General features: G+C 70.2%; 12 protein-coding genes. 9 read left to right on the top strand and 3 right to left on the bottom strand.

Annotated features, from left to right (window positions below):
- Window positions 1-66 precede the first annotated feature (66 nt).
- From ATC03_RS15050 to ATC03_RS15035, 4 genes are all read left to right on the top strand, one after another.
- Entirely contained in the window at window positions 67-1791 is a 1725-nt protein-coding gene (locus ATC03_RS15050; RefSeq protein WP_067878814.1) for an ABC-F family ATP-binding cassette domain-containing protein, read from the top strand.
- 77 nt (window positions 1792-1868) lie between these two features.
- Complete coding sequence (locus ATC03_RS15045) at window positions 1869-2996, top strand: GuaB3 family IMP dehydrogenase-related protein (RefSeq protein WP_067878811.1); 1128 nt, start codon at window positions 1869-1871, stop codon at window positions 2994-2996.
- Window positions 2997-3094: 98 nt separating this feature from the next.
- Window positions 3095-4870, top strand: coding sequence for a glycerol-3-phosphate dehydrogenase/oxidase (locus ATC03_RS15040; protein WP_084003754.1), 1776 nt, complete (start codon window positions 3095-3097; stop codon window positions 4868-4870).
- Between the two features lie 148 nt (window positions 4871-5018).
- Window positions 5019-5831 (top strand): SURF1 family protein, encoded by an 813-nt coding sequence (locus tag ATC03_RS15035; protein WP_227820121.1) that lies wholly within the window; start codon window positions 5019-5021, stop codon window positions 5829-5831.
- Between the two features lie 40 nt (window positions 5832-5871).
- On the opposite strand, the gene ATC03_RS15030 is transcribed toward ATC03_RS15035, so the two are convergent.
- Entirely contained in the window at window positions 5872-6279 is a 408-nt protein-coding gene (locus ATC03_RS15030) for a VOC family protein (protein ID WP_067878805.1), read from the bottom strand.
- 147 nt (window positions 6280-6426) lie between these two features.
- Between ATC03_RS15030 and ATC03_RS15025 the strand changes: the two genes are divergently transcribed.
- From ATC03_RS15025 to ATC03_RS15010, 4 genes are all read left to right on the top strand, one after another.
- Window positions 6427-7020: a TetR family transcriptional regulator gene (locus tag ATC03_RS15025; RefSeq protein WP_067878802.1), complete on the top strand. Its 594-nt coding sequence runs from the start codon at window positions 6427-6429 to the stop codon at window positions 7018-7020.
- Between the two features lie 81 nt (window positions 7021-7101).
- Entirely contained in the window at window positions 7102-7596 is a 495-nt protein-coding gene (locus ATC03_RS15020; RefSeq protein ID WP_067878798.1) for a DUF3817 domain-containing protein, read from the top strand.
- On the top strand, window positions 7593-9173 hold the full coding sequence (gene guaA, locus ATC03_RS15015) for a glutamine-hydrolyzing GMP synthase (protein ID WP_067878795.1): 1581 nt from the start codon (window positions 7593-7595) through the stop codon (window positions 9171-9173). The genes ATC03_RS15020 and guaA overlap by 4 nt, the downstream gene beginning before the upstream one ends.
- Window positions 9174-9284: 111 nt before the next feature.
- Complete coding sequence (locus ATC03_RS15010; protein ID WP_067878779.1) at window positions 9285-10229, top strand: L-lactate dehydrogenase; 945 nt, start codon at window positions 9285-9287, stop codon at window positions 10227-10229.
- Window positions 10230-10423: 194 nt separating this feature from the next.
- Here the strand turns inward: ATC03_RS15010 and ATC03_RS15005 are convergent, their stop codons facing one another.
- Window positions 10424-11230 carry a Bax inhibitor-1/YccA family protein gene (locus ATC03_RS15005; RefSeq protein ID WP_067878776.1) on the bottom strand — a complete coding sequence of 269 codons (807 nt, stop codon included), beginning with the start codon at window positions 11228-11230 and terminating at the stop codon, window positions 10424-10426.
- Window positions 11231-11387: 157 nt separating this feature from the next.
- On the opposite strand from ATC03_RS15005, the gene ATC03_RS15000 reads away from it, so the two are divergent.
- Complete coding sequence (locus ATC03_RS15000; RefSeq protein WP_067878774.1) at window positions 11388-12464, top strand: glycerophosphodiester phosphodiesterase family protein; 1077 nt, start codon at window positions 11388-11390, stop codon at window positions 12462-12464.
- Between the two features lie 127 nt (window positions 12465-12591).
- On the opposite strand, the gene acs is transcribed toward ATC03_RS15000, so the two are convergent.
- The gene (acs, locus tag ATC03_RS14995; RefSeq protein ID WP_067878771.1) at window positions 12592-14547 is read right to left on the bottom strand and encodes an acetate--CoA ligase; all 1956 of its coding nucleotides are present in this window, start codon (window positions 14545-14547) and stop codon (window positions 12592-12594) included.
- Between the last annotated feature and the right edge of the window lie 267 nt (window positions 14548-14814).

The following is a 14814-nucleotide window of genomic DNA, read 5'->3' as shown; positions in this document are numbered from 1 at the left end:
TCGGCTGCCTCGGCGCCGCGACGCGTGCGACAACCACGCGCGTCGCGAATCGGAACGGATCACCCCATGGGTTTCATCGACGTCAACGGCGTCTCCTTCTCACTGCCCGACGGCAGGCCGCTGCTCGCCGACCTTGCCTTCCGCGTCGTCGACGGGCGCACGACCGCGCTGATCGGTGCGAACGGCGCGGGCAAGTCGACGCTGCTGCGTATCATCCGCGGCGACCTGCGACCCGACGAGGGCAGCGTGCAGGTCGACGGCGGCCTGGGCGTCATGGACCAGTTCGTCGGCAGGCAGCCCACCGAGGTCGAGGCGTCGACGGATGCCGCGGCGAAACCGCCGACGACGGTTTCGGGTCTGCTCGTGTCGGTCGCGCCGACCCGCATCCGTGCCGCGGCACGCGAGCTCGAGGCATCCGAGAACGCGCTCATCGAGACGGACGACACGGCGAACCAGATGCGGTACGCGACCGCGCTCGCCGAATACGCCGAGGCCGGCGGGTACGAGCAGGAGGTCGTCTGGGACCACTGCACGGCGGCCGCGCTCGGGGTGCCGTTCGAACGGGCTCGCTGGCGGGAGCTGTCGACGCTCTCGGGCGGCGAGCAGAAGCGTCTCGCGCTCGAGGCGCTGCTGCGCGGGCCGGAGCAGGTGCTGCTGCTCGACGAGCCCGACAACTCGCTCGACGTGCCCGGCAAGCGCTGGCTCGAGTCGGCCCTGCGGGCGACGCCGAAGACCGTGCTCCTCGTCTCGCACGACCGCGAGCTGCTGGCGAGGGCGGCCGACCGCATCGTGACGCTCGAGGCGGGTGCGGCCGGCAGCACGGCCTGGGTGCACGGCGGCAACTTCAGCGGGTATCACGCCGCGCGCGAGGAGCGCTTCGAACGCCTCGACGAGCTGCGCCGTCGATGGGACGAGCAGCACCTCGCGTTGAAGACGCTCGTGAACACGCTCAAGGTCAAGGCGACCTACAACGACGGCATGGCCTCGCGGTACCAGGCGGCGATCACGCGGCTCAAGCGGTTCGAGGACGCCGGTCCGCCCGAGGAGCGGCCACCGGCTCACGCGGTGTCGATGCGGTTGCGCGGCTCGCGCACCGGCAAGCGCTCGGTGGTGTGCGAACGGCTCGAGCTCAGCGGACTCATGCAGCCCTTCGACCTCGAGGTCTGGTACGGCGACCGCGTCGCGGTGCTCGGCTCGAACGGCTCGGGCAAGTCGCACTTCCTGCGGCTGCTCGCAGGCGGCGGCACCGAGCCCGATCGCACCCTCGGGCACGTCACGAGCGTTGGCGAGACCCTCGCGCGCGTGCCGCACGAGGGGCGCGCCGTGCTCGGCGCCAGGGTCGTGCCCGGGTGGTTCGCGCAGAACCACCAGCACCCCGAGTTCCGCGGGCGCACGCTGCTCGACATCCTGCACCGCGGCGACGCGAACCGCGACGGCATGGCGCGCGAGGCGGCGAGCTCGGCGCTCGACCGGTACGGCCTCGCCGGCGCCGCGCAGCAGCGCTTCGACGAACTCTCGGGCGGGCAGCAGGCGCGGCTGCAGATCCTGCTGCTCGAGCTCTCGGGGGCGACGCTGCTGCTGCTCGACGAACCGACCGACAACCTCGACCTCGTCTCGGCCGAAGCCCTCGAGGATGCGCTCTCGCGCTTCGACGGCACCGTGCTCGCGGTCACCCACGACCGCTGGTTCACGCGCAGCTTCGACCGGTTCGTCGTGTTCCGCTCCGACGGGCGCGTCGAGGAGACCGATGCCCCCGTGTGGGACGAGGGGCGGGTCGAGCGGGTGCGGTGAGCGGTCGGAGGGCGCGTGCGAGCGGGCGCCCGCCCGCGGCATCCGTTCGGCCCGCGGCATCCGTTCGGTAGGCTGTCATGGTGACTCAGGAGATCGAGATCGGCCGTTCCAAGCGGGGCCGTCGTGTCTACGCATTCGACGACATCGCCATCGTGCCGAGCCGGCGCACCCGCGATCCCGAAGACGTCTCGACCACCTGGTCGATCGATGCGTACCAGTTCGACATCCCGTTCCTCGCGGCCCCGATGGACTCCGTCGTGTCGCCGCAGACCGCGATCATGATGGGCCAGCTCGGCGGCCTCGGCGTGCTCGACCTCGAGGGCCTCTGGACCAGGTACGAGGACCCCGAGCCCGTGCTCGCCGAGATCCGCAACCTCGCGCCCGAGGCGGCGACGCAGCGCATGCAGGAGCTGTACTCCGAGCCGATCAAGCCCGAGCTCGTCACTGCGCGGCTCGCCGAGATCCGCGCCTCCGGCGTCACGGTCGCGGGCGCACTGTCGCCGCAGCGCACGCAGGAGCTCTACGAGACCGTGGTCGCCGCGGGCGTCGACCTCTTCGTGATCCGCGGCACCACGGTCTCGGCCGAGCACGTGTCGAAGAACGTCGAGCCGCTCAACCTCAAGAAGTTCATCTACGAGCTCGACGTGCCCGTCGTCGTGGGCGGGGCGTCGACCTACACGGCCGCGCTCCACCTCATGCGCACGGGCGCGGCGGGTGTGCTCGTCGGCTTCGGCGGCGGCGCGGCGTCGACCACGCGCGCGACGCTCGGCATCCACGCGCCCATGGCCACGGCGGTGGCGGATGTCGCGGGCGCGCGCCGCGACTACCTCGACGAGTCCGGCGGCCGTTACGTGCACGTCATCGCCGACGGCGGTCTGGGCACCTCGGGCGACATCGTGAAGGCCATCGCGTGCGGCGCCGACGCCGTCATGCTCGGCGCCGCGCTCGCGCGTGCGACCGATGCCCCCGGCGGCGGCTACCACTGGGGCGCCGAGGCGCACCACTCGAAGCTGCCCCGCGGCCGCCGCGTGCACGTCGGCCAGATCGGCGAGCTCGAGCAGGTGCTCTACGGGCCCGCTCCGGCCGCCGACGGCAGCGCGAACCTCGTCGGCGCCCTGCGCCGTTCGATGGCGACGACGGGCTACTCCGACCTCAAGGAGTTCCAGCGCGTCGAAGTCGTCGTCGCGCCGTACCAGTCGGTCTGAACTCGACCACCCGCCCCCTCCTGATCCGGCCTTCGCTCGGGTAGCGTTGATCTCGGATCACGCGGTCGCCGTCTGCGATCGCAGGGATGGGGACGACGATGGCGACACAGAAGTCCGGATCGACGACGACGTCGGGTGCAGGAGCGGATGCCCTGACATCCGTCGCCCGCTCGACGAAGCTCGGTCCCGAGGAGCGCACTGCGGCGATCGCGCGGCTCAAGGAGAAGGAACTCGACATCCTCGTGGTCGGCGGCGGCATCGTCGGCACGGGTGCCGCGCTCGACGCCGTGACGCGAGGGCTCTCGACCGGCCTGCTCGAAGCTCGCGACTGGGCATCGGGAACGTCGAGCCGCTCGTCGAAACTCGTGCACGGCGGCATCCGCTATCTCGAGCAGCTCGACTTCAGGCTCGTGCGCGAGGCGCTCATCGAACGCGGACTCCTGCTGCAGCGCATCGCGCCGCACCTCGTGAAGCCGGTGCGGTTCCTCTACCCCCTGAAGAAGCGGTTCTTCGAACGCCTCTACATCGGCGCAGGCATGCTGCTCTACGACGTCTTCAGCTACACGGGCGGTCGGCCCCCCGGGGTTCCGCACCACCGCCACCTCTCGAAGCGCCAGGTCATGCGGGCGATTCCGTCCCTCTCGAACGACGCGCTCATCGGCGGCCTGACCTACTACGACGCGCAGGTCGACGACGCCCGCTACGTGGCCTCGCTCGCCCGCACCGCCTCGTCGTACGGCGCGCACGTCGCTTCGCGGGTCAAGGTCGAGGGCTTCATCAAGGTCGGCGAACGCGTCGTCGGCGTGAAGGCGCACGACCTGCAGTCCGACGAGCACTTCGAGATCCGCGCCAAGCAGGTCGTGAACGCGACCGGTGTCTGGACCGATGACACGCAGCGCATGGTCGGCGAGCGGGGCACGTTCAAGGTGCGTGCGTCGAAGGGCATCCATCTCGTGGTGCCGCGCGACCGCATCCAGTCGGCGATGGGCATGATCTTCCGCACCGAGAAGAGCGTGCTGTTCATCATCCCGTGGGGCCGTCACTGGCTCATCGGCACGACCGACACCGACTGGAACCTCGACAAGGCGCACCCCGCGGCGACGGCCGCCGACATCGACTACCTGCTCGAGCACGTGAACGCGCTGCTCGCCATTCCGCTCACGCGCGAAGACGTCGAGGGTGTGTTCGCCGGCCTGCGTCCGCTGCTCGCGGGCGAGAGCGACCAGACGTCGAAGCTGTCGCGCGAGCACATCGTCGCGCACACGGTGCCGGGGCTCGTGGTCGTCGCCGGCGGCAAGTGGACGACGTACCGCATCATGGCGAAAGACGCGATCGACGCGGCCGCCGATGCGCTCGACGGCCGCGTGCCCAAGTCCACGACGCAGGACATCGCGCTGCTCGGCGCCGAGGGCTACCAGGCCGCGTGGAACAAGCGCGCCAAGATCGCCAGGGCGTTCGACGTGCACAAGGTGCGCATCGAGCACCTGCTCAACCGGTACGGCACGATGACCGACGAGCTGCTCGACCTCATCAGGGCGGATGCCTCGCTCGGCGAGCCCCTGCCCGGCGCCGACGACTACCTCGCGGCCGAGGTCGTGTACGCGGCCTCCCACGAGGGCGCGCTGCATCTCGACGACGTGCTCGCGCGCCGAACCCGCATCTCGATCGAGGCGTGGGACCGTGGCGTCTCCGCGGCTCCGGTCGCGGCGCGACTCATGGCCGGCGTGCTCGGCTGGGACGCCGAGCGCGAGCAACTCGAGGTCGAGCGCTACCTCGAGCGCGTCGTCGCCGAGCGCGAATCGCAACTCCAGCCCGACGACGAGTCCGCCGATCGCGTGCGGCTCGAGGCGCCCGACATCGTCAAGGTCGACTGACCTCTGGTGCGGCGCCGTGGAGGGCGCCGCACCAGAGGTCGCGCCCACGGCGCCGACGTGACGCTCAGGGAGCGCGAAGTAGACTGGTCGGCATGCCCGAAGCCCTGTCCGCCGTCCACGCGCGAGGCATCGGGGTCTGATGCTGCAGATGATGCTGCGCCCCCGGTGGGTGCTCGCGCTCCTCTTCGCGCTCGCCGTCGCCGCGGGGTTCGCGCTGCTCGGCCAGTGGCAGATCGAGCGCGCCGTCGAGCAGTCGGAGACCATCGAGCGACCCACTGAAGAGGTGCTGCCGCTCGGCGACCTGGTGGAGCCCGACATGGCGACCAAGCAGATCGCCACGGCCCAGCGTGTCGAGGTGCACGGCACGTTCGTGCCCGGTGACACCGTGCTCGTCGAGGGTCGGCTCAACGACGGGGCCGCGGGCTACTGGGTGGTCGCGCACCTCGAGGTGACGGATGCCGCGGCCGGCGGCCTGCCCGTGGCCCTCGGCTGGGCGGCCGACCGCGAGGCAGCGCAGTCCGCCGCGGATGCGTTCGACATCTCCGTCGCACAGGCCGACAGCGCCGAGACGCAGGTCGTCGGGCGCTTCCTGCCGAGCGAGGCGCCCGTCGCCCCCGACGAGGACGGCGACCCGTTCGCCATGACCACGGTCGCCGTGGCGCAGCTCATCAACGTGTGGGTCGACTACGACGACCGCCCCGTGTACTTCGGCTACATCACGACGACGGATGCCGCGCCCGGCCTCGAGGCGATCGTCTCACCACCGCCCGAGCACACGTTCGAGCTCAACTGGCTGAACGTCTTCTACGCCGTCGAGTGGGTCGTGTTCGCCGGCTTCGCGGTGTACCTCTGGTACCGCCTCGTGCGCGACGCGGTCGAGCGCGAGGCGGAGGAGGCCGAGGAGTCCGCCGCCGAGGCCGAAGCGGCCGCCGCTGCGGTCGACGAGCCGGCTGCGCCCTGACGCTTGACCGGCTCCCGACACGCGGCGAGGCCGATGCCGGTCACTCGTTCGGCGCGAAGGCGGCGACGTACTCCGCCGAGGGCGGGATCTCGGTGATGACGTCGACCAGCACGCCCCCGGGATCGCGCACGATCACGTGCCGCTGTCCGAAGGCCTCGCTCCGCAGTGCCTGCACGACCGGCACGCCCGCGGCGTCGAGGCGGGTGGCGAGCGCATCGACGTCGTCGACCTCGATGTTCACGAGCGTGCCGCGGGCGCGCTCCCGGTAGCCGTCGGGGATCGAGGGGTGCTCGCTGTCGAGGAGCGCGATCTCGGCGTGCGGCGCGAGCGGATGCCGCAGGCTCACGTACCAGTCGGCTTCGAAGGTCGGCGCGAAGCCGAAGTGCACGCGGTAGAAGCGGGCGCTCGCAGCGACATCCGCCGTCTGGAGCACGGGATAGAGGTTCACGACGACTCCTTCGGTGCGTCGGCGGAACGCGTCGCCGACGCGGACGTACCGACCGATATAGATACGTACAGTGTGTATGTATTGTGTTTCCCGTACAGTGTGCATGTCAAGTCCTGGATGGCCCTGACGGGGCGCGAACGGAGCACCATGGCGACCAAGGCCGAGCAGCGGGCGCGCACGCGCGCCGCGATCATCGAGATCGCCGGGCGCCGGTTCGCCGACGGCGGCTACGCGGGCGTCGCGCTCGAAGACGTCGTGGCCGAGGCGGGCCTCACCCGGGGCGCGATCTACCACCACTTCGGCAGCAAGGAGGGGCTCTTCCGTGCGGTCGTCGAGCACGCGCAACGGGGGGTCGCCGAGCGCGTCGAGCACGCGGCATCCGTCGACGCCGACCCGCTCGTCGCGTTCCTCGCCGGCTGCCGGGCCTTCCTCGAGGCGAGCCTCGCCCCGCGGGTGCGACGGATCCTGCTGATCGACGGCCCGGCGGTGCTCGGCTGGGGGGAGTGGCGCGAGGGCGATCTCGACACGAGCGTCCGCCTGCTCGACGAGGGCGTGGCCGAGCTCGCCGCGGCCGGGGCCATCCGTGACGAACGACTCGGAACGCTCGCGACCATGATCTCCGGCGCGTTGAACGAGGCTGCCATCGCGAATGCCGGAGCAGCGGATGCCGCGGCGGAGGTCGACGCCGTGATCGAGGTCCTCGGGCGGCTGCTCTCGGGGCTGGCGCCTCGAGCCGCCTGACCTCGGGTGGTGCCGCCGCCCCTCCCGGCGGCCGCCCATGCGGCGGACGACGCCGCTGTCGAGGCGAAGTAGACTGGGCGCATGCCCCTCGAGCCGAAATCCGCCGATCTGCCGCGCATTCGCGGGGCGCTGAAGCTCTACAAGGTCACGTCGGTCATCACCGGCGTGATGCTGTTGCTGCTCTGCGCCGAGATGCTCCTGAAGTACGTGTTCCACTACGAGCTCTTCGGATTCGGTCCGGCCGGCTTCCTCACCCTGGCGCCCGTCGTCGAGACGCCCGCAGGGCTCGTCTCCACGGGCGAGGGCGTGAACCTCTCCACGGGCATCCTCATCGCCCACGGCTGGTTCTACGTCCTCTACCTGTTCAGCGACTTCCGCCTCTGGAGCCTCATGCGCTGGCCGTTCACGCGGTTCGTGCTCATCGCGCTCGGCGGCATCATCCCCTTCCTCTCGTTCTTCCTCGAGGTGCGCATCGCCCGCGAGGTGACCGGGTACCTCGACTCGCGCGAGGCCCGTGAAGCCGCAGCGCAGCCTGTTCCCGCATCCGACGCCGACCCCGTGGAGGCCCAGCCGTGACCGACCAGCCCACCGAGCAGCGCCCAGTCCTCGTCGTCGACTTCGGCGCGCAGTACGCGCAGCTGATCGCACGACGCGTGCGCGAGGCATCCGTCTACTCCGAGATCGTGCCGCACACGATCACGGCCGACGAGGTGCGTGCGCGCAACCCGATCGGCATCGTGCTCTCGGGCGGCCCGTCGTCGGTCTATGAAGAGGGCGCCCCGTCGCTCGACGAGGGCATCCTGCGGCTCGGCGTGCCGACGCTCGGCATCTGCTACGGCTTCCAGGTCATGGCCCAGCAGCTCGGCGGCGAGGTCGCGCACACCGGCCACCGCGAGTACGGCTCGACCGAGACCACGCTGCGCACCGACGACAACCAGCTGCTCGGCGGCCAGCCCGAGCACCAGATCACGTGGATGAGCCACGGCGACTCCGTCGCGGTCGCCCCGGCGGGCTTCGAGGTGCTCGCCTCGACCGCGACCACGCCGGTCGCCGCGTTCGCGAACGACGAGCAGGGCTTCTACGGCGTGCAGTGGCACCCCGAGGTCAAGCACTCCGAGTACGGTCAGGGCGTCATCGAGAACTTCCTGCACCGCGCCGCAGGCATTCCCGCCGACTGGAACTCGGGCAACGTCATCGCCGAGCAGGTCGCGCGCATCCGCGAGCAGGTCGGCTCGGCCCGCGTCATCTCCGCGCTGTCGGGCGGCGTCGACTCCGCGGTCTCCACCGCGCTCGTGCAGGAGGCCGTCGGCGACCAGCTGACCGCGGTGTTCGTCGACCACGGGCTCCTCCGCCAGGGCGAGCGCGAGCAGGTGCAGAACGACTACGTCGCGGCGACCGGCGTTCGGCTGGTCACGATCGACGCGGTCGACACGTTCCTCGACGCGCTCGCGGGTGTGACCGACCCCGAGGAGAAGCGCAAGATCATCGGCCGCGAGTTCATCCGCGCCTTCGAACAGGCCGAGCGGGACCTCGTCGCCGAAGCCGCCGCCGACGGCCAGCCGATCAAGTTCCTCGTGCAGGGCACGCTCTACCCCGACGTCGTCGAGTCGGGCGGCGGCACGGGCACGGCGAACATCAAGAGCCACCACAACGTGGGCGGCCTGCCCGAAGACCTGCAGTTCGAGCTCGTCGAACCGCTGCGCACGCTCTTCAAGGACGAGGTGCGCGCCATCGGCCGCGAGCTCGGCCTGCCCGAAGAGATCGTCGGGCGTCAGCCGTTTCCGGGGCCCGGCCTCGGAATTCGCATCGTGGGCGAGGTCACCCGTGATCGTCTCGATCTGCTCCGCCAGGCCGATGCCATCGCGCGCGCGGAGCTGACTGCGGCCGGTCTCGACCAGGACATCTGGCAGTGCCCCGTCGTGCTCCTCGCCGACGTGCGGTCGGTGGGCGTGCAGGGCGACGGACGCACCTACGGCCACCCGATCGTGCTGCGCCCGGTCTCGTCCGAAGACGCCATGACGGCCGACTGGACGCGCCTCCCGTACGACGTGCTCGCGCGCATCTCGAACCGCATCACCAACGAGGTCGCCGACGTCAACCGCGTCGTGCTCGACGTGACGTCGAAGCCCCCGGGAACCATCGAGTGGGAGTGATCGCGCCCTGATGCGAAGCGAACGGTCGCCCTCGGGCGGCCGTTCGTCGTTCACCGGGCATTCCGGTGCGTGCTCCTGACATCCGGCGCCCGTCACGGCAGGATGGGCAGGGTGAATGTCGTCGAGAATGCCAAGGTCACCGTCGTCGGAGCCGGAAGCGTGGGCACGAGCCTCGCCTACGCCACGCTCATCAGGGGAGCCGCGAGCGAGGTCGCGCTCTACGACATCGCCCGCGAGAAGGTCGAGGCCGAGGTGCTCGACCTCGCGCACGGCACGCAGTTCACGGGCGCGAGCGTCAGCGGGGGAGCCGACCTCGCCGTCGTCGAGGGGTCGCACGTCGTGGTCATCACGGCGGGGGCCAAGCAGCAGCCCGGTCAGACCCGGCTCGACCTCGCGGGCACCAACGTGCGCATCCTCGAGAACCTGCTGCCGAACCTGCTCGAGCGCGCACCCGATGCGATCTACGTGCTCGTCACGAACCCCGTCGACGTCATGACGGTCGCCGCGCAGCGCATCTCGGGGCTGCCCGCGAACCGCATCTTCGGGTCGGGTACCGTGCTCGACACCTCACGACTGCGCTGGCTGCTCGCGAAGCGGGCCGGCGTCTCGACCTCGAGCGTGCACGCCGCGATCGTCGGCGAGCACGGCGATACGGAGTTCGCCCTGTGGTCGCAGGCGGGCATCGGGCCCGTGCCGATCCTCGACTGGCGCGGCGGCGAACCCTTCACGCCGGCCGAGCTCGAGCAGATCACCGACGAGGTGCGCAACGCCGCCTATACCGTGATCAAGGGCAAGGGCGCGACGAACTACGCCATCGGCCTCGCGGGGGCGCGCATCGTCGAGGCGATCGTGAACGACGAACGGGCCGTGCTGCCCGTCAGCACGGTGCTGAGCGGAATCCGCGGCCTCGACGGCATCGCCCTGTCGCTGCCGAGCATCGTGGGCGGCGAGGGGGCGTTCCCCATCGCCGAGGCGCCGATGTCCGACGAGGAGGCGACACTGCTCGAGAGGTCGGCCGACGCGATCCGCGGGTCGCTCGCCTCGCTCGGGTTCTGACGGGCCGCCGCCCTCGAAGAGCGTGGAGGGGCGGATGTCGCGTGGCCGCGGCATCCGCCCCTCGCAGGTCGATGCGGGGCCCCGGGCATGTTGGGCCGTCTGCATGTTCGACCCTCTGCACGTTCGACGGTCGGCCCGGGAACGACGAACGGGGCCGCCCGAAGGCGACCCCGTTCGATCGAGCGGATCGACAGCTAGTCGCGCGCGATGGCGATGAAGCGCAGGATCTCGAGGTAGAGCCAGATGACGGTGACCATGATGCCGAAGGCTCCGGTCCAGCCGTACTTCTTGGGGGCCCGGTTGCGGACACCCTGCTGGATCAGGTCGAAGTCGAGCACGAGCGAGTAGGCCGCCATGATGATCACGAGCACGCCGATGACGAGTCCGAGGGGGATGCCGGCGATCTCGGCGCCGCGGAGGCCCCACGGGTCGTTGTTGACGCCGGTCCACATGAGGATCATGTTGATGACCGAGAACACCAGGTAGCCGACCATCGCGATGAGGAAGACCTTCGTGGCGCGCTTCGAGGCGCGGATCTTGCCGCTTGCGAAGAGCGCGAGCGTCACGCCGAAGACGACGAGCGTGCCGATGACGGCCTGCGCGACGATGCCGGAGTACATGCCCTCGTAGATCTGCGAGATGCCGCCGATGAAGATGCCCTGGGCGCCCGCGTACGCGAGGATGAGCGCCGGCGACGGCTCCTTCTTGAAGATGTTGACCAGTGCGAGTACGAAGCCGATGATCGAGGCGATCCAGAACAGCGCCGGCATCGTCGGCGTGAGGACCCAGCCGATCGCCGCGCCCACGAGCAGCACCGCGAAGGCGCCGACCGTCTTCGAGATCGTGTTCTCGACGGTCATGACCTCGCGGTCGGGCAGCGTCGCAGGCTGGTCGAACCTCGCCTGGAGCTCCTGCGCGGACATGTCTTGGGCGACGGCCACGGCTCCCTGCTTGGAAGAGAAGGCGGAATTCCGCGAGAAGGCGGGATTGTCGAGAGCCATGGATGTTCCTCTGCTTTCGGCTGTCGTCGGTGCGGGGGAAGGGTCGGATGCTGAATCCGGTGCAAGTACCAATCTAACCGGAGAATTCCGTGACGAAGCCGAGAGTTCACGCGGATTTCCGCCGACAGCGCAGGGAGCGACGGTTACGCTGAAGCGCATGTCGCCCCTCCCGACGCAGCATCCACTCGTCATCGGTCATCGCGGCGCACCCGGATACCGGCCGGAGCACACGCGTTCGGCCTACGAACTGGCCTTCGCGCTCGGCGCCGATGCGGTCGAGCCCGACCTGGTGGCCACGCGCGACGGCGTGCTCGTGCTGCGCCACGAGAACGAGATCTCCGGGACGACGGATGTCGCGCGGCACCCCGAGTTCGCCGGTCGCCGAACGACGCGCGAGATCGACGGCACGGCGCTCACCGGCTGGTTCACCGAGGACTTCACCTGGGCCGAACTGTCGACCCTCCGCGCCACCGAGCGCCTCGGAACCCTGCGCCCGGCGAGTGCGAGCTTCGACGGGCGTTACCCGGTGATCCGGTTGCGCGACCTCTTCGGCATCATCGACCGCGCCGCCGAGGAGCGCGGCCGACTGCTGCGCATGGTCGCCGAGTTCAAGCACGCGTCGTACTTCGCGGGCATCGGACTGCCGCTCGACGAGCTCTTCGACGCCGAACTCGACGCCGCGGGCTGGGGCGACGGTCGTGATCGGCTCATCTCGGAGTCCTTCGAACCGACGGTGCTCGACGACCTCGCCGCGCGCGGCGTTCGGGGAGAGAAGGTGCTGCTCATCGAGGGGTCCGGGTCGCCGGCCGACCTCGTGCAGACCCACGGCGCGTCGGCTCCCTCGTACGACTCCTTCGTGACGGATCCGGGCCTGCGGTCGCTCGTGGGCCGATTCGACGGCGTCAGCGTCGGGGTGCCGAGACTCCTCGATGCGGATGCCGGAGCCGCGCGAGGTGCACCGGCGGCGCGTGGCGGCGGCTCGCTCGAAGGAGCGCCACTGTGCGGGGCCGCCCTCGTCGACGCGGCCCACGCCGCGGGGCTCACGGTGTTCACGTGGACGCTCCGGCCCGAGAACCGGTTCCTTCTTGCGCGGTTCCGCCGTGGCAAGGGCAAGTCCGCCTGGGGCGACTGGCAGGGTGCGTTCGGGGCCGTGCTCGCGACAGGGGTCGACGGCGTCTTCGTCGACCAGCCCGATCTCGGGATCGAGATCCGCTCGGAGCTCGCGCAGGGCTGATCGTCGCGCGGGGCGACGCCGCGGGGTCCGGATCGCGCGAGCCACGATGGTGTCGGCCCATCACCGGAACGACGGATGCCGCGGCGGGATCGCTCCCGCCGCGGCATCCGTCGTTCGTGGTCGACGCCTACTTCACCTGGTCGCTGATGACCTGCATGATCGAGGTGTCGGCGAGGGTCGTGGTGTCGCCGACCTCACGGCCCTCGGCGAGATCGCGCAGCAGGCGCCGCATGATCTTGCCCGAGCGGGTCTTCGGCAGCTCGTTGACGATGAACACCTGGCGTGGGCGCGCGATGGCGCCGATCTGCCCGGCGACGTGCCTGCGCAGCTCTTCGCTCGCGGCGGCGACGTCGGTGACCTGCGCGGCCTGACTGGCCTTCAGGATCACGAACGCGACGACCGCCTGCCCCGTGGTCTCGTCGGCGGCGCCGACGACGGCGGCCTCGGCGGTCCAGGGGTGCGCGACGAGCGAGGACTCGATCTCGGCGGTCGAGAGGCGGTGCCCCGACACGTTCATGACGTCGTCGACACGGCCGAGCAGCCAGATGTCGCCGTCGGCGTCACGCCGCGCGCCGTCGCCGGCGAAGTACTTGTCGCCGAACTTCTCCCAGTACGTCTCCTTGAAGCGCTCGGGGTCGCCCCAGATGCCGCGGAGCATCGACGGCCACGGTTCGGTGATGACGAGCAGCCCGCCGTCTTCGCCCTCGACGGGCGTGCCGTCGTCGGCGAGGATGTCGATCGAGATGCCGGGCACCGCGACCTGCGCACTGCCGGGCTTCAGGTCGGTCACGCCGGGCAGCGCTGAGATCATGATCGCGCCGGTCTCGGTCTGCCACCAGGTGTCGACCACGGGGATCGAGCCGCCGCCGATGACGTGGCGGTACCAGATCCAGGCCTCGGGGTTGATGGGCTCGCCCACCGAGCCGAGCAGGCGGAGCGAACGCAGGTTGAACGCGTGCGGAATCTGCCGCCCGAGCTTCATGAACGAGCGGATGGCGGTCGGTGCCGTGTAGAGGATCGAGACCTTGTACTGCTCGACGATCTCCCACCAGCGGCCCGGGTGCGGGGTGTCGGGCGTGCCCTCGTACAGCACCTGGGTGGCACCGTTCGCGAGGGGGCCGTAGACGACGTAGGAGTGGCCGGTGATCCACCCGACGTCGGCCGTGCACCAGTACACGTCGGTCTCGGGGTGCAGGTCGAACACGTTCCTGTGCGTGAACGCGGCCTGCGTGAGGTAGCCGCCGCTCGTGTGCAGGATGCCCTTCGGCTTTCCGGTGGTGCCCGACGTGTAGAGGATGAACAGCGGGTGCTCGGCCTCGAACGCCTGGGCCTCGTGCTCGGACGACGCGGTGGCGACGGTCTCGTGCCACCACAGGTCGCGTTCCGCGTTCCACTCGACCTCGTTGTCGCCGCGCTTGACCACGAGCACGTTGCGCACGCTGCCGCCGACCGACTTCGTCAGGGCATCGTCGACGACGGGCTTCAGTGCGAAGACCTTGCCCTTGCGGTAGCCGCCGTCGGCGGTGATGACGAGGGATGCCTCGGCGTCGTCGATGCGGGAGGCGAGGCTGTCGGCGCTGAACCCGCCGAAGACGACCGAGTGGATCGCGCCGATGCGGGCGACCGCCAGCATCGAGACGACGGCCTCGGGGATCATCGGCAGGTAGATGGCGACGCGGTCGCCCGAGCCGACCCCGAGGTCGGTCAGCACGTTCGCGGCGCGCTTGACTTCGTCGGTCAGCTCGGCGTAGGTGATGTCGCGGGTGTCGCCGGGCTCGCCGACCCAGTGCAGGGCGACGCGGTCGCCGTTGCCGGCTTCGACGTGGCGGTCGAGGCAGTTGACGGCGACGTTGAGCTCGCCGTCCTCGAACCACTTCGCGAACGGCGGGTTGGTCCAGTCGAGGGTCTTGGTGAAGGGCTTGTCCCAGTGCAGCAGGTCTCGCGACTGGTCGGCCCAGAACGCGACCCGGTCGGCCTGCGCGGCCTCGTAGAGGGCCGCATCGGCAACGGCATTGGCGGCGAACTCGGGGCTCGGGCGGAATCGCCTGATCTCCTCGAGCGCGTGATCGATCTGAACGGTCATGGTTCTTCAGTCGCTCCTTCGCGATATGGATCATCGGTGGGTCGCCTGCCCCAAGAGCACCCTACCCGCCGCGTGGGGGACCCACGACTCACGCATGACGATGTGCGTCGATGGGTCTTGGCTTGTAGGGAACCGAGCGTTACTGTGCCTTTGCGCAGAGAAATCTGTGTGTCCGCACAAATGAGGACAAAAGTACTTGCGAATGCATTCGCAGGCCCTATGCTGAGTACCGCCCGAACTTCGTTTTCGTGGCCTGCAGCACTCGTG

The sequence above is a fragment of the Agromyces aureus genome (assembly GCF_001660485.1).
Lineage (GTDB): Bacteria > Actinomycetota > Actinomycetes > Actinomycetales > Microbacteriaceae > Agromyces > Agromyces aureus.
Note: the sequence above shows the minus strand (reverse complement) of the source record. Positions and strands in the feature narration are given on the sequence as shown.